The following is a 23,159-nucleotide window of genomic DNA, read 5'->3' as shown; positions in this document are numbered from 1 at the left end:
TACGCCTCAGAGTCGTTCCAACCAGCCGAAGTCGCCGCCCCGCGCCGGGACCGGATAACAGCCGTAGGGGGCATAGCCGTGGGTGCAGACCGGATCGGCGAGCTGCACCGGCTCCAGCGGCGCGCGCGTCAGCCAGCCATCCAGCACGGCGAGCGCGAGCAACAGGACGATGAAGAGCAAGGAACCTAGTGTTCTTGTGGTGCGCATGGTGACCTCCTGCCGGGCATGGCGACAGTCCGACGGACAATGCCCTGCCTTTGCAGTATCGACCCATCCAGGCTGCTCCGCCGCCCCGGCCGGACACCCATTGCGCAAAGCTGCGCTACCGCTGGTGCAACAGTTCCCCGCAGACGGCACGCTTCCCGGACAAGGCTTCGCCGTTGTCCAGGCTACGGCACCCGCTCAACGCCGCGCCCTACCGCCCCCTCTCCCTCCGGGAGAGGGTTGGGGTGAGGGCCGATCCAGCTCAGGCGATCTCCACCTGGTCCCCATTCAGCCGCACCGCCCAGGTGGGCAGCGCCTGCTCGGGGTATTCCAGGCAGCCGCCGTCGCTCAGGCGAAAGTGCTGCTTGTACAGCGGCGAGGCGATCACCAGCTCGCCGCCCAGCTGGCCGACGATGCCGCGGCCGATCACGTTGGCGCCCGACTTGGGATCGCGGTTGCCCACGGCGAAGACCTTTTGCTCGGTGTCGGGCAGGTAGAACAGCGCCACCTGCTCGCCCTGGTGCAGGGCCACCACCCCGGAGCGGGGCACCAGGTCGGCCAGGCTGCATAGGGGTTGCCAGGCCGGTTGCAGGGTGCGTGCGGTGTTGGTCTGGGTCATGGTCAGGTCTCCTCGGTGACGGCGATCAGCTGAAGTTCATGGTCGTGCGCCGGCCGGCGCTGGCCGCGCTCCTTGACGAAGTGGATGTCCGGGTCGCCGCCGCGCTCGTTGACGAAGGTGCGGAAGCGCTTGAGCTTGTCGGGATCGTTGAGGGCATTGGCCCATTCGCACTCGTAGCGATCCACCACCAGTTGCATCTGGGCTTCCAGCTCGGCGGCCAGGCCCAGGCTGTCGTCGATGATCACCTGCTTGAGGTAGTCCAGCCCGCCCTCCAGGGACTCGCGCCACACCGAGGTGCGCTGCAGGCGGTCGGCGGTGCGGATGTAGAACATCAGCAGGCGGTCGATGTAGCGAATGAGGGTTTCGTCATCCAGGTCGGTGGCGAACAGCTCGGCGTGGCGCGGGCGCATGCCGCCGTTGCCGCAGACATAGAGGTTCCAGCCGTTCTCGGTGGCGATCACGCCGATGTCCTTGCTCTGCGCCTCGGCGCATTCGCGGGTGCAGCCGCTGACGGCGAACTTGAGCTTGTGCGGCGAGCGCAGACCCTTGTAGCGGTGCTCGATATCCAGCGCCATCTTGACGCTGTCCTGCACCCCGTAGCGGCACCAGGTGCTGCCCACGCAGCTCTTCACCGTGCGGGTCGACTTGCCGTAGGCGTGGCCGGTCTCGAAGCCGGCGGCGATCAGCTCGCCCCAGATGTCCGGCAATTCGTGCAGTTGGGCGCCGAACAGGTCGATGCGCTGGCCGCCGGTGATCTTGGTGTAGAGATCGTATTTCTTCGCCACCTGGCCGATGGCGATCAGGCCTTCCGGGCTGATCTCGCCGCCCGGGATGCGCGGCACCACCGAATAGGTGCCGTTCTTCTGCATGTTGGCCATGAAGGTGTCGTTGGTGTCCTGCAGCGGCACCAGGTGCGGATCAAGGATGGAGCCGTTCCAGCAGGACGCCAGGATGGAGCCCACCGCCGGCTTGCAGATGTCGCAGCCGTGGTGACCGCGGCCATGGCGCGCCAGCAGTTCCTCGAAGCTTTCGATACCCTCCACGCGCACCAGGTGATAGAGCTCCTGACGGGTATGGGCGAAGTGCTCGCAGAGGCTCTTGTCGACCGCCACGCCACGGGCGATCAGCTCGTGCTCGAACACCTGCTTCACCAGCGCCGCGCAACCGCCGCAACCAGTGCCGGCCTTGGTGCAGCTCTTGATGCCGGCGAGATCGGTGCAGCCGGCGTCGATGGCGGCGCAGACCGCGCCCTTGGTGACGTTGTGGCAGGAACAGAGGGTGGCGGTGTCCGGCAGGGCATCGGCGCCCAGGGTCGGAGCGCCCTCGCCCACCGGCATGATCAGGCTGGCCGGGTCCTGAGGCAGCGGGATGCCGTTCTGGGCGTATTGCAGCAGGGTGTCGTAGTAGCTGTTGTCCCCCACCAGCACGGCGCCGAGGACGTGCTTGCCATCGGCGGACACCACCAGACGGCGATAGCTGGCACTGGCCTCGTCGATGTAGCGATAGCTGCGCGCGCCCGGGGTAGCGCCGTGGGCATCGCCGATGGAGCCCACGTCCACGCCCAGCAGCTTGAGCTTGGTGGACATGTCGGCCCCGGTGAAGGGGGTGCTCTGGCCATGGCAGAGTTCGGCGGCCACCAGGCGCGCCATCTGGTAGCCGGGGGCGACCAGGCCGAAGATGCTGCCGTTCCAGGCCGCGCACTCGCCGATGGCATGGATGGCGGGATCGCTGGTCAGGCAGAGATTGTCCACCGCCACCCCGCCACGGGGGCCGAGCTCCAGGCCGCAGCCACGGGCCAGGGCGTCCTGGGGGCGGATACCGGCGGAGAACAGCACCAGGTCGGTCTCGAGGAAGTCTTCACCGGCGAAGTTCATGCGATAGCGATACTCGCTGCCGGCGGTGATGTTCTGTGTGGCCTTGGACAGGTGCACGCCCACGCCCAGGTCCTCGATACGCTGCTTGAGCGCGGCGCCGCCGAGATCGTCCAGCTGCACCGGCATCAGGCGCGGGGCGAACTCCACCACATGGGCTTCCAGGCCCAGGGATTTCAGGGCATTGGCCGCTTCCAGACCGAGCAGGCCGCCGCCGACCACCACGCCGCGGCGGGCCTTGGCAGCCGCCATGCGGATGGTGTCCAGGTCGTCCAGGGTACGGTAGACCAGCCGCGAATCGCCCTCGGCGCCCTCGATGGGCGGCACGAAGGGATAGGAGCCGGTGGCCAGCACCAGGCGGTCGTAACCGAAGGCGCCCTCAGCGGTCAGCACCTCGCGCTGTTCGCGATCGATGGCGGTCACCGCGCAGCCCAGGTGCAGCATCAGGCCGGGTACGGCATAGAGACCGGCTTCGCTCATGGCCAGGGATTCGGCGTTGCGCCCGGCGAAGTATTCGGAGAGGTGCACCCGGTCATAGGCGCGCTGGCGCTCTTCGCCGAAGACGTGGATCTCGTAGTGATCCAGGGCACCGGCCGCCAGCAGTTGCTCGACGAGGTGATGACCGACCATGCCGTTGCCGACGACGATCAGGCGTTCTTTGCGGGTCACGATGCTGTTCATGGAGGCTATCCCCCGGCCGAGGCCAATCAGGTTGATTCGCGGCAATAAAAAAGGCGCCTGAAACCTTGCGGTCTCAGGCGCCTTTGCCTGTTCTCTGTAAGGAGGAGCGCTTGGCTCGTCTCCGTGCCCGTTGCCTGCAGTGGCAGTCGATCGCCGTTGATCGACCGGGCGACCCGAGGTGGCGGGTCTGCCAAGGCATCTGCATCGGCTGTGCCAGTTTTGCTCAGGCGTCTGGAAATCCAGGGCTGGCGCGGTCTGCAACCCGCAATAGCCGCCTTCGAGCCGCAGGAGGTGCACGACCAGATGGAACCAGAACGGTGCAACGACGCCTGCTGCTGCCCCGTCGCAGCGCACCCCTGACCCGGGCGCTCCCTCCGCTTCAGACCCCCTTCAGCACGCGCCAGAGCAGTCCTGGCGCGCCTTGGCCTCGCGCTCAGGGCAAGCTGGCGCGGGCCTTGCTACTTCCCCGGCACGGAGCGGTCAACGCAGATCGCTCCCGCTCACGACAAAGGCGCCGTGTTCGCCTCCCTCCGGGGAGTGCGACCGGCGCCTTTTTGCTTTCTGGTCTTTCGGGGAATCTGCCATGGCCACCAACCACCTCAAGAGCGTCTGCCCCTACTGCGGCGTCGGCTGCGGGATCGTCATGCAGGTGGAAGACGGCCGAGTGACCAAGGTAAGCGGTGATCGCGACCATCCCGCCAATCGCGGCCGGCTCTGCACCAAGGGCAGCACCAGCCACCAGGCGCTGGTGGACAGCGGCCGCATGGAGCACGCCTATATCAGGGGCGACCGTTCCCACGAACCGGTGCAGACCGGCATGGACCAGGCCATCACTGCCACCGCCGAGCGGCTGCGCGCCATCCTCGAACGCGACGGGCCCGACGCCATCGCCTTCTATGTGTCGGGCCAGATGTCGCTGGAAGCCCAGTACCTGGCGAGCAAGCTGGCGCGGGGCTTCATCGGCACCAACCAGCTGGAATCCAACTCCCGCCTGTGCATGGCCAGCGCCGGCACCGGCTACAAGCTGTCCCTGGGTTCCGACGGCCCGCCCGGCTCCTACGACGACCTCGACCGCGCCGACCTCTTCCTGGTCAGCGGCGCCAACATGGCCGACTGCCACCCCATCCTCTTCCTGCGCCTGCTGGATCGGGTCAAGCGCGGCGCCAAGCTGATCGTGATAGATCCGCGGCGTACCGCCACCGCCGAGAAGGCCGATCTCTTCCTGCAACTACGCCCGGGTACCGACCTGCTGCTGCTCAACGGCCTGCTGCATCTGCTGCACGCCGAGGGCTACCTCGACGAAGCCTTCATCGCCGCCCACACCGAAGGCTGGGACGCCATGCCCGCCTTGCTCGCCGACTATCCCCCGGCGCGGGTCGCCGCGGAGACCGGTCTGGCCGAAGCCGACATCCGCACCGCCGCGCGCTGGATCGGCGAAGCTGGTGAATGGACCAGCCTCTGGACCATGGGCCTGAACCAGAGCACCCACGGCACCTGGAGCACCAATGCCCTGTGCAACCTGCACCTGGCCACCGGCAAGATCTGCCGCCCCGGCAGCGGGCCCTTCTCCCTCACCGGCCAGCCCAACGCCATGGGCGGGCGCGAGATGGGCTACATGGGCCCCGGCCTGCCCGGCCAGCGCAGCGTGCTGTCCGCTGCCGACCGCAGCTTCGTCGAGCAGGCCTGGGGCGTACCGGCGGGCACCCTGCACACCCGCCTGGGCCAGGGCACCGTCGCCCTGTTCGACGACCTGGCCGCAGGCAAGGTGAAAGCCTGCTGGATCATCTGCACCAATCCGGTGGCCAGCGTGGCCAACCGCGCCAACGTCATCAGGGGTCTCCAGGCCGCCGAACTGGTGATCACCCAGGACGCCTTCCTCGATACCGAAACCAACAAATACGCCGACATCCTGCTGCCCGGCGCCCTCTGGGCCGAGGCCGATGGGGTACTGATCAATTCCGAACGCAACCTGACCCTGGCGCCCCAGGCCGTCACCCCACCCGGCGAGGCCCGGGCCGACTGGCGGATCATTGCCGACGTGGCCTGCGCGATGGGCTATGGCGAGCATTTCACCTACACCTCAGCCGCCGAGGTGTTCGAGGAGATCAAGCAGTTCCACAACCCCCAGACCGGCTACGACATCCGCGGTGCCAGTCATGCCCGCCTGCGCGAGACGCCGCTGCAATGGCCCTGCCCGAGCCCGGACAGCAGCCCGCGTCAGCCGATCCGCTATCGCAACGATGGCCGCAGCCAGACCCTGCGCCTGGACGAGTCCGGCGAGCCGACCGCACTCAACTTCGCCACCGCCAGCGGCAAGGCGCACTTCTTCGCCCGTCCGCATCTGGACCCGGCGGAATTGCCCGATGACGACTACCCCTTCGTACTCAACACCGGTCGCCTGCAGCACCAGTGGCACACCCTGACCAAGACCGGCAAGATCGCCGCCCTCAATCGCCTCAACCCGGCGCCCTTCGTCGAGGTGCATCCCCAGGACGCCCAGGCGCTGGCCCTCAAGGACGGCGACCGCCTGGAAATCACCTCCCGCCGCGGTCGTGCCGTGTTGCCGGTGGCGATCAGCGACCGGGTGCAGCCCGGTAACTGCTTCGCGCCCTTCCACTGGGCCGACGTGCACGGTGCGGACCTGGCCATCAACGCCGTCACCAGCGATGCCATCGACCCGCTCTCCCAGCAGCCCGAACTCAAGGTCTGCGCCGTGCGCCTGACCCGCGTCGCCACCATTCCCCATCGCCAGTTGCCGACCGACGAGCCCGCCGTGGAGCCCCGCCGGCTACCCGCCCTCGAGCGCCTGGCTGAGCTCACCGGCGTCGCCAGCGCGGTGCGCCCTCAGCTCAGCGCCGCCGAACGCACCTACCTGGCCGGCTTCATGGACGGCCTGCGCGATAGCGGCGCCCAGGGCGTACCCTGCCTGCCCGCCCAGGCCCCCCTGGCCGCCGATACCCGCCTCTGGCTCGATGGCCTGCTCGCCGGGTTGTTCAGCCGCCTGCCCGAAGGCCAGGCCGCCGGCCTGGCTCAGACGTCCACCACCGCGGCCGACCTGGTGGTGCTCTGGGCCTCCCAGACCGGCAACGCCGAAGCCCTGGCCGAGCGCTGCGTCGCCCGCCTCTGCCAAGCCGGTCTCAGCGTGGAGCTGCACGACATGGCCGCCTATGCCGTGGAACGCCTGGCCGGTGCTCGCCGCATCCTGCTGGTCAGCAGCACCTTCGGCGATGGCGAAGCACCGGACAATGGCCAGGTCTTCTGGCAGGGCCTCAGCCGCCTGGACACCTCCCTCGCCGAGCTGGACTACGCCGTGCTGGCCCTGGGCGACTCCACCTACGAGCAGTTCTGCGGCCATGGCCAGCGCCTCGATGCCCGCCTGGCCGAACTCGGCGCTCGCCGCCTGTGCGCCCGGTTCGACTGCGATGCCGACGGCCTGGAGGGTGCCGACGCCTGGTTGGCCACGCTGCAGCAGCAACTGGCGCCGAGCGCGCCGCCCGTCTTTTCCGCCAGCCCGGCGACCACGACGAGTCGTCCTGCCGCCGTACCGGCACGCCTGGTCATCAACCAGCGACTCAACGGCGCAGGGTCCAACAAGGACGTGCGGCTGTTCGGCTTCGCGGCTGAGCAATCCCTCGTCTACCAGGCCGGCGACGCCCTCAGCGTGCGGGCGCGCAACTGCCCCGAACTGGTGGAGGAAATCCTGACCCTGGCCGGACTGGACGGAGAGCAAGCCGTTAGCGTGCCCAAGGTCGGTGAGCTGTCCCTGCGCCAGGCCCTGGCCGAGCACTACGAGATCGCCCGCCCCAGTCCCGAGACGCTGGCCCTGGTGGCCGCACGCAGCGGGCGCACCGACTGCCAGGCCCTGCTCGCCGCCCGCGACGAACTCAAGGCCTGGCTCTGGGGCCGGCAACTGGCCGACGTCCTGGCCACCTTCCCCGCCCGCCTCGGCGCCGAGGAACTGCTCGGCAGCCTCAAGCGCCTGCAGCCGCGGCTCTACTCCATCGCCTCCAGCCCCCTGGCTCATGCCGGCCAGGTACACCTCACCGTCTCGACGGTGCGCTACGGTAAGCGCAAGGGCGTGGCCTCCACCTTCCTCGCCGACCGCCTGCAGGACGCCACCACCGAGGTGCTTATCCAGCCCTCGCGCCATTTCCGCCTGCCGGAACAGAGCGACGTGCCGCTGATCATGATCGGCCCCGGCACCGGCATCGCGCCCTTCCGCGGCTTTCTCCACGAGCGTCGCGCCCGGGGCGACAACGGCCGCAACTGGCTGTTCTTCGGCGAACAGCACGCCGCCCACGACTTCTACTACCGCGACGAACTGGAGGCCTTCCAGCGCGACGGCATCCTGAGCGAACTCAGCCTGGCCTTCTCCCGCGACCAGGCCGAGAAAATCTATGTGCAGGATCGGCTGCGCGAACGCGGCGCCGAGGTCTGGCGCTGGCTGCAGGACGGCGCCCGCGTCTATGTCTGCGGCGACGCCAGCCGCATGGCCAAGGACGTCGACCAGGCCCTGCGCCAGGTGGTGGCGACCCACGGCCAGCTCGGCGAGGAAGCCGCCGCCGAATACCTGCGTGGGATGAGCGAGCAGAAGCGCTATCTGAAGGATGTGTATTGAGTGGGGCTTGCCGCCCTGAGCCAGCCGCTCACTCGATGAAGGTCAGCCCCTGCTGCACCGGCAGAACGGGCGCCACCGCACGCAGATGCTCGCGCAACCCGGCGAGGGCATCATGGGCTTCGCTGCGCCGCGGCCACACCAGGTAGTAGCTCAGGCCCGAGCGCACCACGGCGCGATTGGCGAACACCAGTTGCCCGCTGGCGATCTGCTCCTGAACCAGCGATAGATCACCGATCGCCACGCCATAGCCCTGGACCGCGGCCGAAATGCCCGCATCCAGGGTTTCGAAGCGCTTGCCGGCATGCCAGTTCACCTCGGCCAGCCGGCCGATCCGGTCCAGCCAGAGGCGCCAGTCGCGGCAGTCATGGGACGCATGCAGCAGGCCGTCGCCGCTGAAGATCGGGTCCCCGCCGTCGCAGGCGCTGCGATAGCGCGGCGCGCAGACCGGCACCAGCCACTCATCGAACAGCCGGACGCAGTCGCAATCGCCGGGGAATTCGCCATCGGCCAGCAGCACCGCGCAGTCATAGGGCTCGGAACGGAAATCGACGAAATCGATGTCCATCCACACGCTGGTCAGCTGCACGCGGTTCTCCCCCGTCGCCACCCGATGCGCCTCGATGGCGCCCATCAGCCAGCGCATCGTCAGGGTGGAGGGTGCCTTCAGCCGCAGGCAGCCGCGACCGCTACGCACCAGATCGCAGACGCCCTGCATGTCGGCAAAGGCCGAACTCAGGTCCTTGGCCAGGATCAGCCCGGTCGGCGTCAGCTTGAGGTTGGGCCCCTTGCGCTCGAACAGCAGGCAGCCCAGGTCCTGCTCCAGCGTCTTGATATGGCGACTGATCGCGCTCTGGGTGATGTTCAATTCCTTCGCCGCACGGGTGAAGGAGAGTTGCCGCGACGCACTTTCGAAAGCACGCAACGCATAGAGCGGCGGAAGGCGGGACATCCCTGGTTCTCGATGATGAGTCTGAATCATCCTTGCTCCGAGTTTTATCCGTTTTTTCCCCAGCGTCCAGCACCGGATGATGGCCGTCCTTGACGCCTCGGCGCGTCATGACTGCCAAAAGCTCATCGAGACACAGCATGTATTTGGGATCAGTCTCCTTCGACGCTCTGCTGGACCAGGCCATCCGTCATGGCGAGCTCTCGGCCGCTGCCATCGCCGACCTGCTGCATTTCCGCATCTTCGGTAATCCCCAGGGCTTCCTGCTGCTGCCCGACCAGGACATCGGCGACGTCCCGCCCACGCCCGCCGATCGCACCACCCTCGCCAAACCGGACTACCGCAGCGAGCTCCTGCTGCTGCAGGCCACAGCCCTGCTGGGTGATCCCGTCGGCTATCCCCAGGAAAGCGACGGCAGCCTGATCAACAACTTCTTTCCCCAGGCCGCCAGGGCCCGGCAACCTTCTTCGGACAGCTTCGACACCGAACTCGAACTGCATACCGAGAATGCCTTCCACGAGGTCCCGCCGGACTTCCTCGCGCTGCTCTGCCTGAGAGGCGCGCCCCAGGACGATGCCGTCACCTACATCGCCTCGGTGGACCGGATGCTCCAGGTGATTGATGCCGACACCACCGCCCTGCTGTTCGAGGAATCTTTCAACTTCCTCTCCGACTACTGCGTGAATGAGAAAAACTGTCGGATCGACCTGGGTCGCTACCAGCCGATCCTCTACGGCCAGCGCAGCAGGCCCTACCTGAGATTCGATCCGCATTTCATGCTCGCCCGCTCGGCCCGGATGCAGCGGCTGATCGAGGAAATCAAGGAAATCACCTGGAGCGTCGCCCAGCCGGTACGTCTCGCCGCCGGGGACTTGCTGATCATCGACAATCGCCGCGCGGTCCACGCTCGCAGCGCCTTCCAGGCGCAGTTCGATGGCCAGGATCGCTGGATTCAGCGCACCTTCGCCGTCTGCCATCAGCGCCAATTGATCGGCGAGACGGGCGAACCCTCGCGGATCATCGGTCTGAGGCCCCCAGGCCCATGAGCGAATACCTCGGATTCGCCATCACCGTCTTTCTGCTGATCTCCTCGCCAGGCCCCATCGTCGCCCTGGTCGTCGCCGACGGTCGCCACGGCTTCCCCTGGTGGACGATCCTCGGCGGTCTGCTCTCCGCCCAGGTCCTGCTGGTACTGGCCTTGACCCTGATCCACCTGGCCATCGGCATCAGCCCCACCCTGTTGCTGGCCGGCCAGATTCTCGGCGGTCTCTATCTGCTCTGGTTGGGCGTGCGGCTGTTCCAGGCGCCGGCCGACGAGTCGCCGAGCACCCGGCGCGGCAGCTTCGGCCGCGCCCTGCTCGTGGGCCTCTCCAACCCCAAGGACATCCTCTTCCTGGTGGCCTTCCTGCCCGCATTCATCTCCCTGCAGGTGCCCCTCGAACAACAGGCCCTGCCGCTACTGGCCATCTGGGCCGCCATCGACCTGGCGGTACTGGTCACCTACGGCCATCTGGCCGGTCATATGCACCGGCTGACTCGCCTGAGCCGGCTCACCCAGCGCCTGCCCAGCACCGCCCTCTGCCTGATCGGCCTGGCCTCCGTCGGCCTGGGCCTGCGTGCCCTGTCCCTCAGCTGAGGACTCATACAGCGGTGCCTGGCGGCCGCTACGCGCCCGGCTCCAGATGATCTCGTCGCTCAACTCGGTCTGGATGAATTCGATGGGCAGGCCACCATGGTCGATCATGGCGGTCCAAAAGCCCTCGATGGGTTCATAGGGCCCGAGGATGACCGTCTGGCCAACCAGCGCCGCCGCCAGGTCGCTGACCTGGTAGGCCACATGGGGCTGGGTCTTGATCAGCGGATGCAGCGGCGAGTCGGGCGTGAACCTGTGCCACTGGATGGGCACCGGACCACTGAGGTCATCGCTGGTATACATCCCGATCCCGGCTGCGTAGCGCGCGCCCGGCATGATCTCGGTGGTGGGGATACCCAGGTGGTGAAGACGGTATGAAACCCCGGGCCGGCGCATATGGCTATCCTTTTCGACATAGCGGGAAATCGCGGAAGAGAGGGTTTTTCAACCACGAACGCCAGATACCTGACTCTGTTGGAAAAACAGGCTGATGACAGCAGTCGCTACCGATAAAACGTGGCACCAACGTCAGATAGACACTGGCTGACCTTTCTTCGTGCTCGGTACCCTCTACTTGTACCCTGTAGAAATTAGAGATAATTTTCCTTGCAGATTTCTGCATATCGCGATCCACGAGGATTCCAGACGTATATTTAAAGATATCGCTTCAGCCTACTCGAGATAATCTCGGCATGCCTACGTTCCTTCACCACGACCTCGAACTGCTCAATCCTTCCTTCGATTCGCCCTTGGTCGATGTACTGGCCGAGCTGGAATACTTGCGGCGACTGAATCTGGCAGGAAGCACGCCACCCCAGGTCTTTTTCCAGCTCAAGTCGATCTTCCATATCCTGGAGAGCCTGGGCTCGGCGCGGATCGAAGGCAATCACACTACGCTGGCCGACTATGTCGACAGCAAGGTAGCGGGGAGACAGAAGGCCAGCGACCAGTTGCGGGAGGTCGCCAATATCGAAGCAGCCATGGATTACGTCGAAGAAGTCACCTTGCCAGGGACACCGCTGACGGAGCATTTCATCCGCGAGCTACATGCCCTCACGGTAGTGGACTTAGAGCGCGAGGGCGACAGAACGCTCGGGACCTACAGAACCCAGCCGGTTCTGATCGGGCAGTCCGATCATCGCCCACCGGATGCCTTAATCGTCCCGGAATACATGGGCGAGCTGGTCGATTTCATCAATCGCGCCGATCCACCGAAGTACGATCTGATGAAGGTCGCCCTGGCCCATCATCGCTTTGGCTGGATTCACCCCTTTGGCAATGGTAACGGGCGAGTCGTCCGTCTGCTCACCTATGCACTGCTGATCAAGTACGGCTTCAACGTGGGTACGGCCAATCGGTTGCTGAACCCTACCGCGGTCTTCTGCAATGATCGTGAACGTTACTACGCGATGCTGTCCGCTGCCGACAGAGGTACCTTGGAAGGTCGCGAGGCCTGGTGTACCTATGTGCTGCAAGGCATCCGGGAAGAAATCGAAAAGGTCGACCGACTGACCGACTACCGCTACCTGCAGGAGCGCATTCTCAATCCGGCCGTGGCGCTCGCCCGCGAGCGAGGCTGGATCACCCCTGTGGAAGAAGCGGTTTTGAAACTGGCGATCAAACACGGCCAAGTCAAATCCGCAGACTTGACCCCTGCCCTGCCAAAGGGTCTCACCGCCGCCCAACGGACCTATCAGATCAAGAAACTAGTGAGCAATGGCATGTTGTTGCCCATCAGCGCGAACGCCAGGCAATACACCCTGGGCTTCAGAAACAACTATCTGGTACGCGGCGTGATGGCCGCCCTGACCGATGAAGGCTTTGTCCCAGCGCCGGTACTGCGACCCTAGGGCTTACCCGAAAGAAATGGCGGAAGGCAGTGGGAGTCGAACCCACCCGGGAACGGCTGCCGTCCCCAACCGGGTTTGAAGCCCGGCCACGCCACCGGGCGTGATTGCCTTCCTCTGTCTCGCTAGTCCTCGGCGGCGCGAGCCCAGGCGCTGTCCGGGCGAACCCGGCGCTCGTCGCCGAAGCGACGGGTAAAACCGATGCGATCCAGGCATTCGAGGATCTGGATGCTGCGCTTGCGACCGATGCCCAGGGCATCGCGAAAGGCCGCGGCGCGAATGATCCCTGCTTCGCGCTCCAGGCGCAATGCCTCGCCGGCCGCGGCTTCCAGGCTCGCCTGGGGATAGAAGAGATCCTTGACCACCTGGGTCAGTTCCCCCAACCGTGCCAGCTTGCGCAGCAGCAGCCGCACCTCGGCCTCGGGCTGGCCGAGAGCCTTGGCGAGATCCCGGGTCCAGGGCGGATCGAAGCGTTCGGCCATGAGCAGCGGCCAGAGCCGGGCCTTGAGCCCCTCCTCCGCCGCGGTGAGGCGCACCCGGTGGTCGGGCAGGTGCAACCAGGGACCGCTGCTCTGCAGGCGCCCCTCGGCCAGGGCTGTCTCCAGCAGCGCCAGGTAGACGGGCCGCTCCAGATCGGGCGCGGCGATGCGGCGCAGACGATCCCGATCCGGGCCGAGCTCGTCGGGTTGTTCCTGGTGGAAGGTGGCCAGCGCCTCGCCCAGGCGTTCGAGGGCGGCCCGCCAGAGGGACGCGGCGAACAGCCGGGGACCGACCCGGGTGTCGATCCTCAGGGTATCCGCCGGCAACTGCCAGTCGCCTTCGGGGCGATTGAATTGTCGGGCCAGCAGCCGCGGATCGAGACCGCCCCCGGCCTGCGCCAGGAGTTCCGGCAGCGCCTCTTCCAGACCGCCCTGACGCAGCGCCTGGAGCTGCGCCAGACGCTGGGGCGTGCGGCGATGGCGCGCCGGGGCGAAGGGATCGAGCAGCCGGGCACCGCCCAGGGTCCGCTGGGCGGACTGGTCGCGCAGCACCAGACGATCGCCATGCACGCCGTGCAGCGGCGCATTGAGCACCAGCTGCGCCAGGGCCGTGGCACCAGGGGCGAGGTTGTCGCCTTCCAGCAGGGCGACCCGTCCGGTGAGGTCCTGGGCGCCGAGGTGGACGTGCACCGGCGTCCAGTGCGCCAGGTTGCGCGGCTCCCCCGGCAGCAGCTGCAGCTCCACATCGATGCGGGTGGTGGGGGCGTGCAGCGCCTCGGCCACCAACCAGTCACCCCGGGCGAGGCTGTCGGTGCTCAGCCGCTCACCCGCCAGATTGAGGGAAACACGCTGCCCGGCATGGGCCTGTTCGGCCGCCCGGTTCTGCGCGTGCAGACCGCGCACCCGCAGCCGCTGGCCGCGCGGGGTGAGGATGAGTTCATCGCCCACCGCCACCTGGCCGGCGAAGGCAGTGCCGGTGACCACCACCCCGGCCCCGGCGACGCTGAACACCCGATCCACCGCCAGGCGAAAGCCGCCGCGGGCATTGCGTATGCGCGCCTCCCCCAGGCCTGCGAGCAGGGCCGCGCGCAGGGCCGGAATGCCCTCGCCGCTGGGGCTGGCGACCGGATAGAGCGGCGCACCGGCGAAGGGACCGGCGGCGAGTAGCGCCGTCACGTCCTCGCGCACCTCGGCCAGTCGCCCGGCACTCACCCGGTCGGCCTTGGTCAGGGCCACCAGTGCCCGCGGGATGCCGAGCAGTTCGAGGATCGCCAGGTGCTCGCGGGTCTGGGGCATGACGCCGTCGTCGGCCGCCACCACCAGCAGGGCCAGGTCCAGGCCGCTGGCGCCGGCCAGCATGTTGTGCACGAAGCGCTCATGGCCGGGCACGTCGATGAAGCCGGTCAGTTGGCCATCGCCCAGGTCGGCATAGACGTAGCCCAGGTCGATGGTGATGCCGCGCGCCTGCTCCTCGCGACGGCGGTCGCCGGCGACCCCAGTAAGGGCCTGGATCAGCGCGGTCTTGCCGTGGTCGATGTGGCCGGCGGTACCGATGATCATGGGCGGGAGACCGGGCGGGAAAACGGGAACGTCATGGCGGCTCCGAGCGGCAGGCAGAACCCCAGGGTAGCGGCGCCCGACGATGGCGCCTAGCCGTTGCGCTCGCGCAGAAAGGCCACGAAGGCCCGCAGCGGCGCCGGCGGCTGGCGGCGATCCGCATAGTAGAGCCGTGGACCCGGAAAGGGCGTGGACCATTCCGCCAGGACCTCCACCAGCCGTCCATCGGCCAGGGGTTCGCGCAGATAGTCGGCGAAGGAACAGATCAGGCCGACCCCCTCCAGGGCGGCCTGCAGCTCCAGATCCAGCGCCGAGGCCAGCAAGCGACTGCCCGGCTGGACGTTGATCACTTCGCTGCCGCGCTCGAAGCTCCATTGCGCCACCAGACCGCTGGCGAAGCGATGGCCGATGCAGGAGTGCCGAACCAGGTCGGCGGGATGCGTCGGTACGCCATGGCGCGCCAGGTAGTCGGGGGTTCCGGCCACGGCGAACCTCTGGGTGGCAGGGCCCAGCCGCACGCTGACCATGTCGCCTTCCAGGTGCTCGTCGTAGCGCACCCCGGCGTCGAAACCCGCGGCGAGCACGTCGATCAGCCGGTCGTCGGCCACCACTTCCAGGCGGATGCCAGGATGGCGGGCGAGGAAGGGGCCGATCAGCGGCGGCAGCAGTACCCTAGCGACGATGGTGGGCACGTTGAGCCTCAGGTCGCCCACCGGGCTTTCGCCCTCGGCATTGATGGCATCCAGCGCGCCGCGCACCTCGCGTAAGGCCGGGGTCAGGCGCTCCAGCAGTCGTTGGCCGGCAGCTGTGGGCGTCACGCTACGGGTGGTGCGATGCAGCAGCCGCACGTCCAGCTCCCGCTCCAGCCGCCGCACGGCATCGCTCAGCGAAGACGCGGCCACGCCACGCACATAAGCCGCGCCGCGAAAGCTGCGGGCCTCGGCCACGGCGGCGAAGGCCGCCAGGTCATCCAGATTCAAGGCGTGTCCATTGTACGACTAGGCGAACAGGGCGTTGTGTCAGAACCGGATTATCGCACAACACTGCCGCGGCTAGAGTGAAGGCTCAACTCCACACGAGGATTCCGTCATGCAACAGCGTCGTCTGGGCCGCCAGGGCCCGCAGGTATCCACGCTCGGTCTGGGCTGCATGGGCATGTCCGACCTCTATGGTCCCGCCGATCGCGGCGAGGCCATCGCCACCGTCCATGCCGCCTTGGAGCGGGGCGTTACCCTGTTCGACACCGGGGACTTCTATGGCATGGGCGCCAACGAGCTGCTGCTGGGCGAGGCCTTGCGCGGTCGCCGCGACCAGGCGCTGATCAGCGTCAAGTTCGGCGCCCTGCGCGGGCCGGGCGGCGACTGGCTGGGCTATGACACCCGCCCCGCGGCGATCAAGAATTTCGTCGCCTACAGCCTCAAGCGCCTCGGCGTGGACCACATCGACATCTATCGCCCGGCTCGACTGGATCGCCAGGTGCCCATCGAGGACACCATGGGCGCCCTCGCCGAGCTGGTGCAGGCCGGCTACGTGCGCCACATCGGCCTGTCGGAGGTGGGCGCAGAGACCCTGAAGCGGGCGGCCGCGGTGCATCCGGTGTGCGACCTGCAGATCGAATACTCGCTGGTCTCCCGCGGCATCGAGGCCGAGATCCTGCCGACCTGTCGCGACCTGGGCATCGGCATTACCGCCTATGGGGTGCTGTCTCGCGGTCTGCTCAGCGGTCACTGGCGCCAGCCCGCCGGCGGCCGCGACTTCCGCGGGCACAGCCCGCGCTTCCAGCCGGGTAACGTCGAGCACAATCTGGCGCTGGTGGCGGAGCTGCGCCGCTTCGCCGAAGCCCGGGGCACCACGCCCACCCGGCTGGCGATAGCCTGGGTCGCCGCCCAGGGCGAGGATATCGTGCCCCTGGTCGGCGCCCGGCGGCGCGATCAGCTCGCCGAATCTCTCGGTGCGCAGGAGGTACCCCTCAGCGCCGCCGACCGCGCCGAACTGGAACGGCTGCTGCCACCTGGCGCGGTGGCCGGCGATCGCTATGGGGAGCACCAGTTGCGCGATCTCGACAGCGAACGCTGATCCACAGCCTTCATCAGCCCGCCTCGTGCGGGCTTTTGCGCTTCTAGTCCGCCGCGCGCTCGGCCGGACGTTCCTGCATCAGCACCCAGGGCGCCACCACCACCGCCCACAGCGCCACTTCCGGCGCCTCCAGTCGGCGCAGCGCCCGGGCCTCGTCGACCTTGGCCAGTTGCCCGGCTTGCAGCCAGGCCCCGACGCGGGCGGCATCGTCCTGGGTCACGGCGATGGCCGCCTCGATCAGGTCCAGCTCCGGCGCCACCTCCAACAGCACGCCCCGTGCAAAATGCGGTTGCAATTCTTCCCAGCCGATAGCGGCGGTCTGCCCGAGCAGGGTGGCGTAGAGCGTGGCGTGATCGGTCATGGTGCGGGTCTCGCGAAAAGGGCGGATTCTACCGGCCCCCTCCCCGCTTGCCGAGCGCCCGGACACGCGGCATCCGTAGCCGACGAGTTGTCATGGCCAGCTTTCCAAGAGGAACGGACGGTGATTAAACTGCGCAGCGCGTCATAACGAACAAAATCGGCACACTTTCGCGTCCAACTGCCTCATTAAAAAAGCATTCCGAGTGGAGCACTCATGAAAAAGGCAACCCTGCGTTTCTCCCGCCTGGTCGCGGCCCTGGCCCTCGCCGGCATGGCCACCCACACCCTGGCGGCCGACACCCTGAAGATCGGCCTGGCCGGCCCCAAGACCGGTCCGGTCGCCCAGTACGGTGACATGGAGTTCATCGGTGCCCAGATGGCCATCGAGCAGATCAACAAGGCCGGTGGTGTCAAGGGCAAGCAGCTCGAAGGCGTGGTCTACGACGACGCCTGCGATCCCAAGCAGGCCGTGGCGGTTGCCAACAAGATCGTCAACGATGGCATCAAGTTCGTCGTCGGTCACCTCTGCTCCAGCTCCACTCAGCCCGCCTCCGACATCTATGAGGACGAAGGCATCCTGATGGTGACTCCGGCGGCCACCAGCCCCGACATCACCAACCGTGGCTACAAGCTGATCTTCCGCACCATCGGCCTGGACAACATGCAGGGCCCGACCGCCGGCAAGTTCATCGTCGAGCACGTCAAGCCGAAGATCGTCGCCGTCATCCACGACAAGCAGCAGTACGGCGAAGGCATCGCCACCGCGGTCAAGCAGACCCTGGACAAGGCGGGCGTCAAGGTCGCCGTGTTCGAAGGCATCAACTCCGGCGACAAGGACTTCTCCTCGCTGATCGCCAAGCTCAAGCAAGCCAACGTGGACTTCGTCTACTACGGCGGCTACCACCCCGAGCTGGGCCTGATCCTGCGTCAGGCCGCCGAGAAGGGCCTGACCGCCAAGTTCATGGGTCCAGAAGGCGTGGGCAACAGCTCCATTTCCGCCATCGCCGGCAAGGCCTCCGAAGGCCTGCTGGTCACCCTGCCGCGCTCCTTCGACCAGGATCCCAAGAACCAGGCCCTGGTGCAGGCGTTCAAGGACAAGAAGCAGGATCCGAGCGGTCCCTTCGTGTTCCCCTCCTACGCCGCCGTGCAGGTCATCGCCGAAGGCATCGAGAAGGCCGGCGACGAGAAGCCCGAGGACGTGGCCAAGGCGTTGCGCGCCAACACCTTCAACACCCCCACCGGTGAGCTGGCGTTCGACGAGAAAGGCGACCTGAAGAACTTCGAATTCGTCGTCTACGAATGGCACGCCGACGGCACCAAGACCGAAGCCAAGTAAGCCCTACCTGTGACACCGAAGCCCACCGCCAACGGCGGTGGGCTTCGTTTATCCGCCTCCATCCGAGGCCTGGGACCCGCACCAGAAGTGCTCATGCGTCCCCTGGAGACACCCATGCCCGAGTTCTACCACTACCTGCAACAGCTGGTGAACGGCCTCACGGTCGGCAGCACCTACGCTCTGATCGCCATCGGCTACACCATGGTCTATGGCATCATCGGCATGATCAACTTCGCCCACGGCGAGGTGTACATGATCGGCTCCTACGTGGCCTTCATCGCCATCGCCGGCCTGGCCATGCTGGGCATCCACAGCCTGCCCATCGTCATGCTCGCCGCCTTCGCCGCCAGCATCGTCATCGCCAGCGCCTATGGCTACAGCATCGAACGCATCGCCTATCGCCCCCTGCGCGGCGGTAACCGGCTGATCCCGCTGATCTCGGCGATCGGCATGTCGATCTTCCTGCAGAACTGGGTGCTGCTGGCCCAGGATTCCAAGGACAAGTCGATCCCCAACCTCTTGCCCGGCAACTTCATCATCGGCACCGACGCCATGAACGGCGTGGTGATCTCCTATGTGCAGGTGCTGATCTTCATCGTCACCCTGCTCACCATGCTCGGCCTGACCTGGTTCATCTCCCGCTCCCGCCTGGGCCGCGCCTGCCGCGCCTGCGCCGAGGACATCAAGATGGCCAACCTGCTGGGCATCAACACCAACGGCATCATCGCCCTGACCTTCGTCATCGGCGCCACCCTGGCCGCCGTGGCCGCGGTGCTGCTGGGCATCCAGTACGGCGTGATCAACCCGAGCCTGGGCTTCCTGGCCGGCATCAAGGCCTTCACCGCGGCGGTACTCGGCGGCATCGGCAGCATTCCCGGTGCCATGCTCGGCGGCCTGGTGCTGGGCGTGGCCGAGGCCTTCGGCGCCGACGTCTTCGGCGACCAGTACAAGGACGTGGTGGCCTTCAGCCTGCTGGTGCTGGTGCTGCTGTTCCGCCCCACCGGCATCCTCGGTCGCCCGGAGGTGGAAAAGGTATGACTGCCCGTCTGCGCACCGCCTTCTTCAGCGCCTTGCTGGTGCTGGCCGTCGCCTATCCCATCCTCGGCCTCAAGCTGGAGACGGTGGGCGTCAACCTCGAAGTGCACGGCGCCACGCCGCGCACGCTCTGGACCGTCGCCCTGGCCGCGGCGCTGATGTTCGTCTGGCAACTGGTGCGTGACCAGGTCACCGCCGGCTGGCGTCGCAGCGGTGGCATCCAGCTGCCGCACACCGGTCTGGGCACCAAGCTCACCGAACCCAAGACCCAGCGCTGGGTGATCCTCGCCCTGGTCCTCGTCGCCCTGGTCTGGCCCTTCTTCGGCTCGCGCGGCGCGGTGGACATCGCCACCCTGATCCTCATCTACGTGATGCTCGGCCTCGGCCTGAACATCGTGGTGGGCCTGGCCGGCCTGCTGGATCTGGGCTACGTCGGCTTCTACGCCGTCGGTGCCTACACCTACGCCATGCTCTCCCACTACTACGGCTTCGGTTTCTGGGTGTGCCTGCCCATCGCCGGTGGCATGGCGGCGCTGTTCGGCTTCCTGCTCGGCTTCCCGGTACTGCGGCTGCGTGGTGACTACCTGGCCATCGTCACCCTGGGCTTCGGCGAGATCATCCGCATCCTGCTGCGCAACCTCACCGAATGGACCGGCGGTCCCAACGGCATCAGCGGGATCGAGAAACCGACCCTGTTCGGCCTGACCTTCGAACGGCGCGCGCCGGAAGGCATGACGCCCTTCCACGAGTATTTCGGCATCCCCTACAACTCCGAATACAAGGTGATCTTCCTCTACCTGATCGCCCTGCTGCTGGTGCTGCTGACCCTGTTCGTCATCAACCGCCTGCTGCGCATGCCCATCGGCCGCGCCTGGGAAGCCCTGCGCGAAGACGAGATCGCCTGCCGCGCCCTGGGCCTCAACCCGACGCTGATCAAGCTCTCGGCCTTCACCCTGGGCGCCTGCTTCGCCGGTTTCGCCGGCAGCTTCTTCGCCGCTCGCCAGGGCCTGGTGTCGCCGGAGTCCTTCACCTTCATCGAATCGGCCATCATCCTGGCCATCGTGGTGCTGGGCGGTATGGGTTCCCAGCTCGGCGTGATCCTCGCGGCCATCGTGATGATCCTGCTGCCGGAGCTGATGCGCGAATTCAGCGAGTACCGCATGTTGATGTTCGGCCTGCTGATGGTCGTGATGATGATCTGGCGTCCGCAAGGCCTGCTCCCGATGCAACGCCCGCACCTGGAGTTGCGCAAATGAGCCAAGCCCTTCTCGACGTCACCGGCCTGTCCATGAGGTTCGGCGGCCTGCTGGCCGTCAACGGCGTCAATATCCGCGTGGAACAGGGCCAGGTAGTCTCCCTGATCGGCCCCAACGGCGCCGGCAAGACCACCGTGTTCAACTGCCTGACCGGCTTCTACCGCCCCACCGGCGGTGAGATCCTGCTGAATGGCGAGGCCATCCAGGGCCTGCCGGGGCACAAGATCGCCCGCAAGGGCGTGGTGCGGACCTTCCAGAACGTCCGCCTGTTCAAGGAAATGACCGCGGTGGAGAACCTGCTGGTCGCCCAGCACCGGCACCTCAACACCGGCTTCCTGGCGGGCCTGTTCAAGACCCCGGCCTTCCGCAAGAGCGAAGCCGAGGCCATGGACTATGCGCGCTTCTGGCTGGAGCAGGTCAACCTGACCGAGTTCGCCAACCGCAACGCCGGCAACCTCGCCTATGGCCAGCAGCGCCGCCTGGAAATCGCCCGCTGCATGATGACCCGTCCGCAGATCCTCATGCTCGACGAGCCGGCCGCCGGCCTCAACCCGCGCGAGACCGAGGACCTCAAGGCGCTCATCGCCCTGCTGCGCGCCGAGCACGGCGTCACCGTGCTGCTGATCGAGCACGACATGCACCTGGTGATGAGCATTTCCGACCACATCGTGGTGATCAACCAGGGTACCCCCCTGGCCGACGGGACGCCGGAGCAGATCCGCAACAATCCCGACGTGATCAAGGCCTACCTGGGCGAATCCTGATGGAGACCTCCATGCTGCAGTTCGACAACGTCTCCACCTTCTACGGCAAGATCCAGGCCCTGCACGGCGTCAGCGTGCAGGTGAACCGGGGCGAGATCGTCACCCTGATCGGCGCCAACGGCGCCGGCAAGTCCACCCTGCTGATGACCCTCTGCGGCACCCCGCGCGCGCACAGCGGCAGCATCCGCTACGAAGGGGAGGAACTGGTCGGCCAGGAAACCGCGCAGATCATGCGCAAGGGCATCGCCGTGGTGCCGGAAGGCCGACGGGTATTCGCCCGCCTGACCGTGGAAGAGAACCTGGCCATGGGCGGCTTCTTCACCGACAAGGACGCCTACGACCGCCAGCTGGACAAGGTCCTCGGCCTCTTCCCGCGACTCAAGGAACGCTATGCCCAGCGCGCCGGCACCATGTCCGGCGGCGAGCAGCAGATGCTCGCCATCGGCCGCGCCATGATGAGCGAGCCGCGCCTGCTGCTGCTCGACGAGCCCTCGCTGGGCCTGGCGCCCATCATCATCCAGCAGATCTTCGAGATCATCGAACAGCTGCGCCAGGATGGGGTGACGGTGTTCCTGGTCGAGCAGAACGCCAACCAGGCGCTCAAGCTGGCCGACCGCGGCTACGTGCTGGAGAACGGCCGCATCGTCATGCAGGACAGCGGCGCCGAGCTGCTGGCCAACCCGGACGTGCGCAAGGCCTATCTGGGCGGTTGAGCTGTTTGTTTGATCGCGGCCATGGCGGTCCGCCGATGCGGCCGCCTTCGTTAGGGCTCTCATCGCGGCCATGGGCCGCTCCTACAGGGGGTGGCGCTTTTGTAGGAGCGGCCCATGGCCGCGATAGTCCAAGTCAGAACGTTTGCTACAGCGGACCACCATGGCCGCGATCAGCTCCCCCTACCCCAACGCCTCCAACCGCTGCCGACTGCGCTCGAACCAATCGCTCAGCGCCTCCGCCACCACTCGCGTGCGCCTGGGCAATCCGCTCTGGTAGGGATGCACCAGGAACAGCGGCTGGCTGGGCGTGCGCCACTCCTTGAGTAGCCAGACCAGCGCCCCGCGGGCCAATTCCTCGTGGACCATGAAGGACGGCAGCCGGGCGATGCCCTGACCCGCCAGGGCCGCCTGCTTGAGCAGGCTGTAGTGGTTGCAGGCCAGGCTGGGCGCCACCTGGACACGGCTCAGTCGATGTTCCCGGTGATAGAGCCAGACATCGCCCTCGACATAGTGGTTGTTCACCAGGCAACGGTGTTCGAGCAGCACCTCGGGCCTGTCCGGTAAGGGGCGCCCCTGCAGGTACTCGGGCGCGGCACAGGTCACCTCCTGCATGGCGAACAGCGGCCGGGCCACCAGGCGCTCGTCCGGCTCCACCCGCGCGCGGATGGCCAGGTCGAAGCCCTCCGCCACCAGATCGCGATAACCGTTGTCCAGCACCAGGTCCAGTTGGATGGCGGGATGGGCGGCGCGGCAGGCCAGCAGCACCTCGAAGAAGGTATAGCCAAGCGATACCGGCACCGTCAGCCGGACCTGCCCAGCCGCCTCTTCGCGCAGCCGGGCCACGCTCTGCAGCGCCCGTTCACGTTGCCGTACCAGGGCCTGGGCCTCGGGCAACAGCGCCCGGCCAGCCGTGGTGGGATCGAGCCGGCGGGTGGTGCGGTGCAACAGGCTGGTTTCCAGGCGCGACTCCAGCGCCCGGATACGCTTGGACAGCTGGCCCTTGCTGCAACCAAGTCGCTCGGCGGCACGGGTGAAGCTACCGCTTTCACAGAGGATGGCGAAGGCGGCGAGATCGGCGAAGTCGTCCTGCATCGTTTCCTCCTGGAAACACTGGATTGCCAATTAGGCAATTTATCAGGTCAATGCCGCCGCCTAGGCTAGCGA

At 66.9% G+C, this 23,159-nt stretch carries 18 protein-coding genes and 1 tRNA gene; 10 read left to right on the top strand and 9 right to left on the bottom strand.

Going from position 1 to position 23,159, the window contains the following annotated elements; genetic code table 11:
- Positions 1-6: 6 nt before the first annotated feature.
- The 3 genes from QZ471_RS10660 to nirB form a co-directional block, all read right to left on the bottom strand.
- The gene (locus QZ471_RS10660) at positions 7-207 is read right to left on the bottom strand and encodes a hypothetical protein (RefSeq protein ID WP_295463465.1); all 201 of its coding nucleotides are present in this window, start codon (positions 205-207) and stop codon (positions 7-9) included.
- Between the two features lie 259 nt (positions 208-466).
- Positions 467-823, bottom strand: coding sequence for a nitrite reductase small subunit NirD (gene nirD, locus QZ471_RS10655; RefSeq protein ID WP_295463463.1), 357 nt, complete (start codon positions 821-823; stop codon positions 467-469).
- 2 nt (positions 824-825) lie between these two features.
- On the bottom strand, positions 826-3,375 hold the full coding sequence (nirB, locus tag QZ471_RS10650) for a nitrite reductase large subunit NirB (RefSeq protein WP_295463461.1): 2,550 nt from the start codon (positions 3,373-3,375) through the stop codon (positions 826-828).
- A 583-nt stretch (positions 3,376-3,958) separates the two neighbouring features.
- Here nirB and QZ471_RS10645 point away from each other — a divergent pair.
- Positions 3,959-7,993 carry a bifunctional nitrate reductase/sulfite reductase flavoprotein subunit alpha gene (locus QZ471_RS10645; protein ID WP_295463459.1) on the top strand — a complete coding sequence of 1,345 codons (4,035 nt, stop codon included), beginning with the start codon at positions 3,959-3,961 and terminating at the stop codon, positions 7,991-7,993.
- A 28-nt stretch (positions 7,994-8,021) separates the two neighbouring features.
- Here QZ471_RS10645 and QZ471_RS10640 read toward each other — a convergent pair whose 3' ends face one another.
- A complete protein-coding gene (locus tag QZ471_RS10640; protein WP_295463457.1) occupies positions 8,022-8,942 on the bottom strand; it encodes a LysR substrate-binding domain-containing protein in 921 nt (306 codons plus the stop codon).
- A gap of 137 nt (positions 8,943-9,079) precedes the next feature.
- Between QZ471_RS10640 and QZ471_RS10635 the strand changes: the two genes are divergently transcribed.
- From QZ471_RS10635 to QZ471_RS10625, 3 genes are all read left to right on the top strand, one after another.
- Positions 9,080-9,985, top strand: a complete 906-nt coding sequence (locus QZ471_RS10635; protein WP_295463455.1) for a TauD/TfdA family dioxygenase — start codon at positions 9,080-9,082, stop codon at positions 9,983-9,985.
- Positions 9,982-10,575: a LysE family transporter gene (locus QZ471_RS10630; RefSeq protein WP_295463453.1), complete on the top strand. Its 594-nt coding sequence runs from the start codon at positions 9,982-9,984 to the stop codon at positions 10,573-10,575. The genes QZ471_RS10635 and QZ471_RS10630 overlap by 4 nt, the downstream gene beginning before the upstream one ends.
- Before the next feature lie 689 nt (positions 10,576-11,264).
- Positions 11,265-12,422 carry a Fic family protein gene (locus tag QZ471_RS10625; RefSeq protein WP_295463451.1) on the top strand — a complete coding sequence of 386 codons (1,158 nt, stop codon included), beginning with the start codon at positions 11,265-11,267 and terminating at the stop codon, positions 12,420-12,422.
- Positions 12,423-12,439: 17 nt separating this feature from the next.
- Here QZ471_RS10625 and QZ471_RS10620 read toward each other — a convergent pair.
- From QZ471_RS10620 to QZ471_RS10610, 3 genes are all read right to left on the bottom strand, one after another.
- Positions 12,440-12,535, bottom strand: a tRNA-Sec gene (locus QZ471_RS10620).
- A gap of 9 nt (positions 12,536-12,544) precedes the next feature.
- Positions 12,545-14,458, bottom strand: a complete 1,914-nt coding sequence (gene selB, locus QZ471_RS10615; RefSeq protein ID WP_295463449.1) for a selenocysteine-specific translation elongation factor — start codon at positions 14,456-14,458, stop codon at positions 12,545-12,547.
- Positions 14,459-14,547: 89 nt separating this feature from the next.
- The gene (locus QZ471_RS10610; RefSeq protein WP_295463447.1) at positions 14,548-15,435 is read right to left on the bottom strand and encodes a LysR family transcriptional regulator; all 888 of its coding nucleotides are present in this window, start codon (positions 15,433-15,435) and stop codon (positions 14,548-14,550) included.
- A 109-nt stretch (positions 15,436-15,544) separates the two neighbouring features.
- Here QZ471_RS10610 and QZ471_RS10605 point away from each other — a divergent pair, with 109 nt between their 5' ends.
- Positions 15,545-16,531: an aldo/keto reductase gene (locus QZ471_RS10605; protein ID WP_295463445.1), complete on the top strand. Its 987-nt coding sequence runs from the start codon at positions 15,545-15,547 to the stop codon at positions 16,529-16,531.
- A gap of 43 nt (positions 16,532-16,574) precedes the next feature.
- Here QZ471_RS10605 and QZ471_RS10600 read toward each other — a convergent pair whose 3' ends face one another.
- Positions 16,575-16,892 (bottom strand): DUF2288 domain-containing protein, encoded by a 318-nt coding sequence (locus tag QZ471_RS10600; RefSeq protein ID WP_295463443.1) that lies wholly within the window; start codon positions 16,890-16,892, stop codon positions 16,575-16,577.
- 213 nt (positions 16,893-17,105) lie between these two features.
- Between QZ471_RS10600 and QZ471_RS10595 the strand changes: the two genes are divergently transcribed.
- The 5 genes from QZ471_RS10595 (at position 17,106) to QZ471_RS10575 (ending at position 21,995) form a co-directional block, all read left to right on the top strand.
- Positions 17,106-18,227, top strand: a complete 1,122-nt coding sequence (locus QZ471_RS10595) for a branched-chain amino acid ABC transporter substrate-binding protein (protein ID WP_295463441.1) — start codon at positions 17,106-17,108, stop codon at positions 18,225-18,227.
- A 114-nt stretch (positions 18,228-18,341) separates the two neighbouring features.
- The gene (gene livH, locus QZ471_RS10590) at positions 18,342-19,265 is read left to right on the top strand and encodes a high-affinity branched-chain amino acid ABC transporter permease LivH (protein WP_059226430.1); all 924 of its coding nucleotides are present in this window, start codon (positions 18,342-18,344) and stop codon (positions 19,263-19,265) included.
- Entirely contained in the window at positions 19,262-20,518 is a 1,257-nt protein-coding gene (locus tag QZ471_RS10585) for a high-affinity branched-chain amino acid ABC transporter permease LivM (RefSeq protein WP_295463438.1), read from the top strand. The genes livH and QZ471_RS10585 overlap by 4 nt, the downstream gene beginning before the upstream one ends.
- Positions 20,515-21,282 carry a high-affinity branched-chain amino acid ABC transporter ATP-binding protein LivG gene (gene livG / locus QZ471_RS10580; protein WP_295463436.1) on the top strand — a complete coding sequence of 256 codons (768 nt, stop codon included), beginning with the start codon at positions 20,515-20,517 and terminating at the stop codon, positions 21,280-21,282. Before QZ471_RS10585 ends, livG begins: the two co-directional genes overlap by 4 nt.
- A gap of 11 nt (positions 21,283-21,293) precedes the next feature.
- Entirely contained in the window at positions 21,294-21,995 is a 702-nt protein-coding gene (locus tag QZ471_RS10575) for an ATP-binding cassette domain-containing protein (protein WP_295463434.1), read from the top strand.
- A gap of 180 nt (positions 21,996-22,175) precedes the next feature.
- On the opposite strand, the gene QZ471_RS10570 is transcribed toward QZ471_RS10575, so the two are convergent.
- A complete protein-coding gene (locus QZ471_RS10570; protein ID WP_295463432.1) occupies positions 22,176-23,087 on the bottom strand; it encodes a LysR family transcriptional regulator in 912 nt (303 codons plus the stop codon).
- Between the last annotated feature and the right edge of the window lie 72 nt (positions 23,088-23,159).

This window comes from uncultured Pseudomonas sp. (assembly GCF_913774235.1).
Lineage (GTDB): Bacteria > Pseudomonadota > Gammaproteobacteria > Pseudomonadales > Pseudomonadaceae > Chryseomonas.
Note: the sequence above shows the minus strand (reverse complement) of the source record. Positions and strands in the feature narration are given on the sequence as shown.

Bases quoted from the DNA above. Each gene is read 5' to 3' on its own strand.
- QZ471_RS10660 (WP_295463465.1), bottom strand. From the start codon at position 207: ATGCGCACCACAAGAACACTAGGTTCCTTGCTCTTCATCGTCCTGTTG.
- nirD (WP_295463463.1), bottom strand. From the start codon at position 823: ATGACCCAGACCAACACCGCACGCACCCTGCAACCGGCCTGGCAACCC.
- nirB (WP_295463461.1), bottom strand. From the start codon at position 3,375: ATGAACAGCATCGTGACCCGCAAAGAACGCCTGATCGTCGTCGGCAAC.
- QZ471_RS10645 (WP_295463459.1), top strand. From the start codon at position 3,959: ATGGCCACCAACCACCTCAAGAGCGTCTGCCCCTACTGCGGCGTCGGC.
- QZ471_RS10640 (WP_295463457.1), bottom strand. From the start codon at position 8,942: ATGTCCCGCCTTCCGCCGCTCTATGCGTTGCGTGCTTTCGAAAGTGCG.
- QZ471_RS10635 (WP_295463455.1), top strand. From the start codon at position 9,080: ATGTATTTGGGATCAGTCTCCTTCGACGCTCTGCTGGACCAGGCCATC.
- QZ471_RS10630 (WP_295463453.1), top strand. From the start codon at position 9,982: ATGAGCGAATACCTCGGATTCGCCATCACCGTCTTTCTGCTGATCTCC.
- QZ471_RS10625 (WP_295463451.1), top strand. From the start codon at position 11,265: ATGCCTACGTTCCTTCACCACGACCTCGAACTGCTCAATCCTTCCTTC.
- selB (WP_295463449.1), bottom strand. From the start codon at position 14,458: ATGATCATCGGTACCGCCGGCCACATCGACCACGGCAAGACCGCGCTG.
- QZ471_RS10605 (WP_295463445.1), top strand. From the start codon at position 15,545: ATGCAACAGCGTCGTCTGGGCCGCCAGGGCCCGCAGGTATCCACGCTC.
- QZ471_RS10600 (WP_295463443.1), bottom strand. From the start codon at position 16,892: ATGACCGATCACGCCACGCTCTACGCCACCCTGCTCGGGCAGACCGCC.
- QZ471_RS10595 (WP_295463441.1), top strand. From the start codon at position 17,106: ATGAAAAAGGCAACCCTGCGTTTCTCCCGCCTGGTCGCGGCCCTGGCC.
- livH (WP_059226430.1), top strand. From the start codon at position 18,342: ATGCCCGAGTTCTACCACTACCTGCAACAGCTGGTGAACGGCCTCACG.
- QZ471_RS10585 (WP_295463438.1), top strand. From the start codon at position 19,262: ATGACTGCCCGTCTGCGCACCGCCTTCTTCAGCGCCTTGCTGGTGCTG.
- livG (WP_295463436.1), top strand. From the start codon at position 20,515: ATGAGCCAAGCCCTTCTCGACGTCACCGGCCTGTCCATGAGGTTCGGC.
- QZ471_RS10575 (WP_295463434.1), top strand. From the start codon at position 21,294: ATGCTGCAGTTCGACAACGTCTCCACCTTCTACGGCAAGATCCAGGCC.
- QZ471_RS10570 (WP_295463432.1), bottom strand. From the start codon at position 23,087: ATGCAGGACGACTTCGCCGATCTCGCCGCCTTCGCCATCCTCTGTGAA.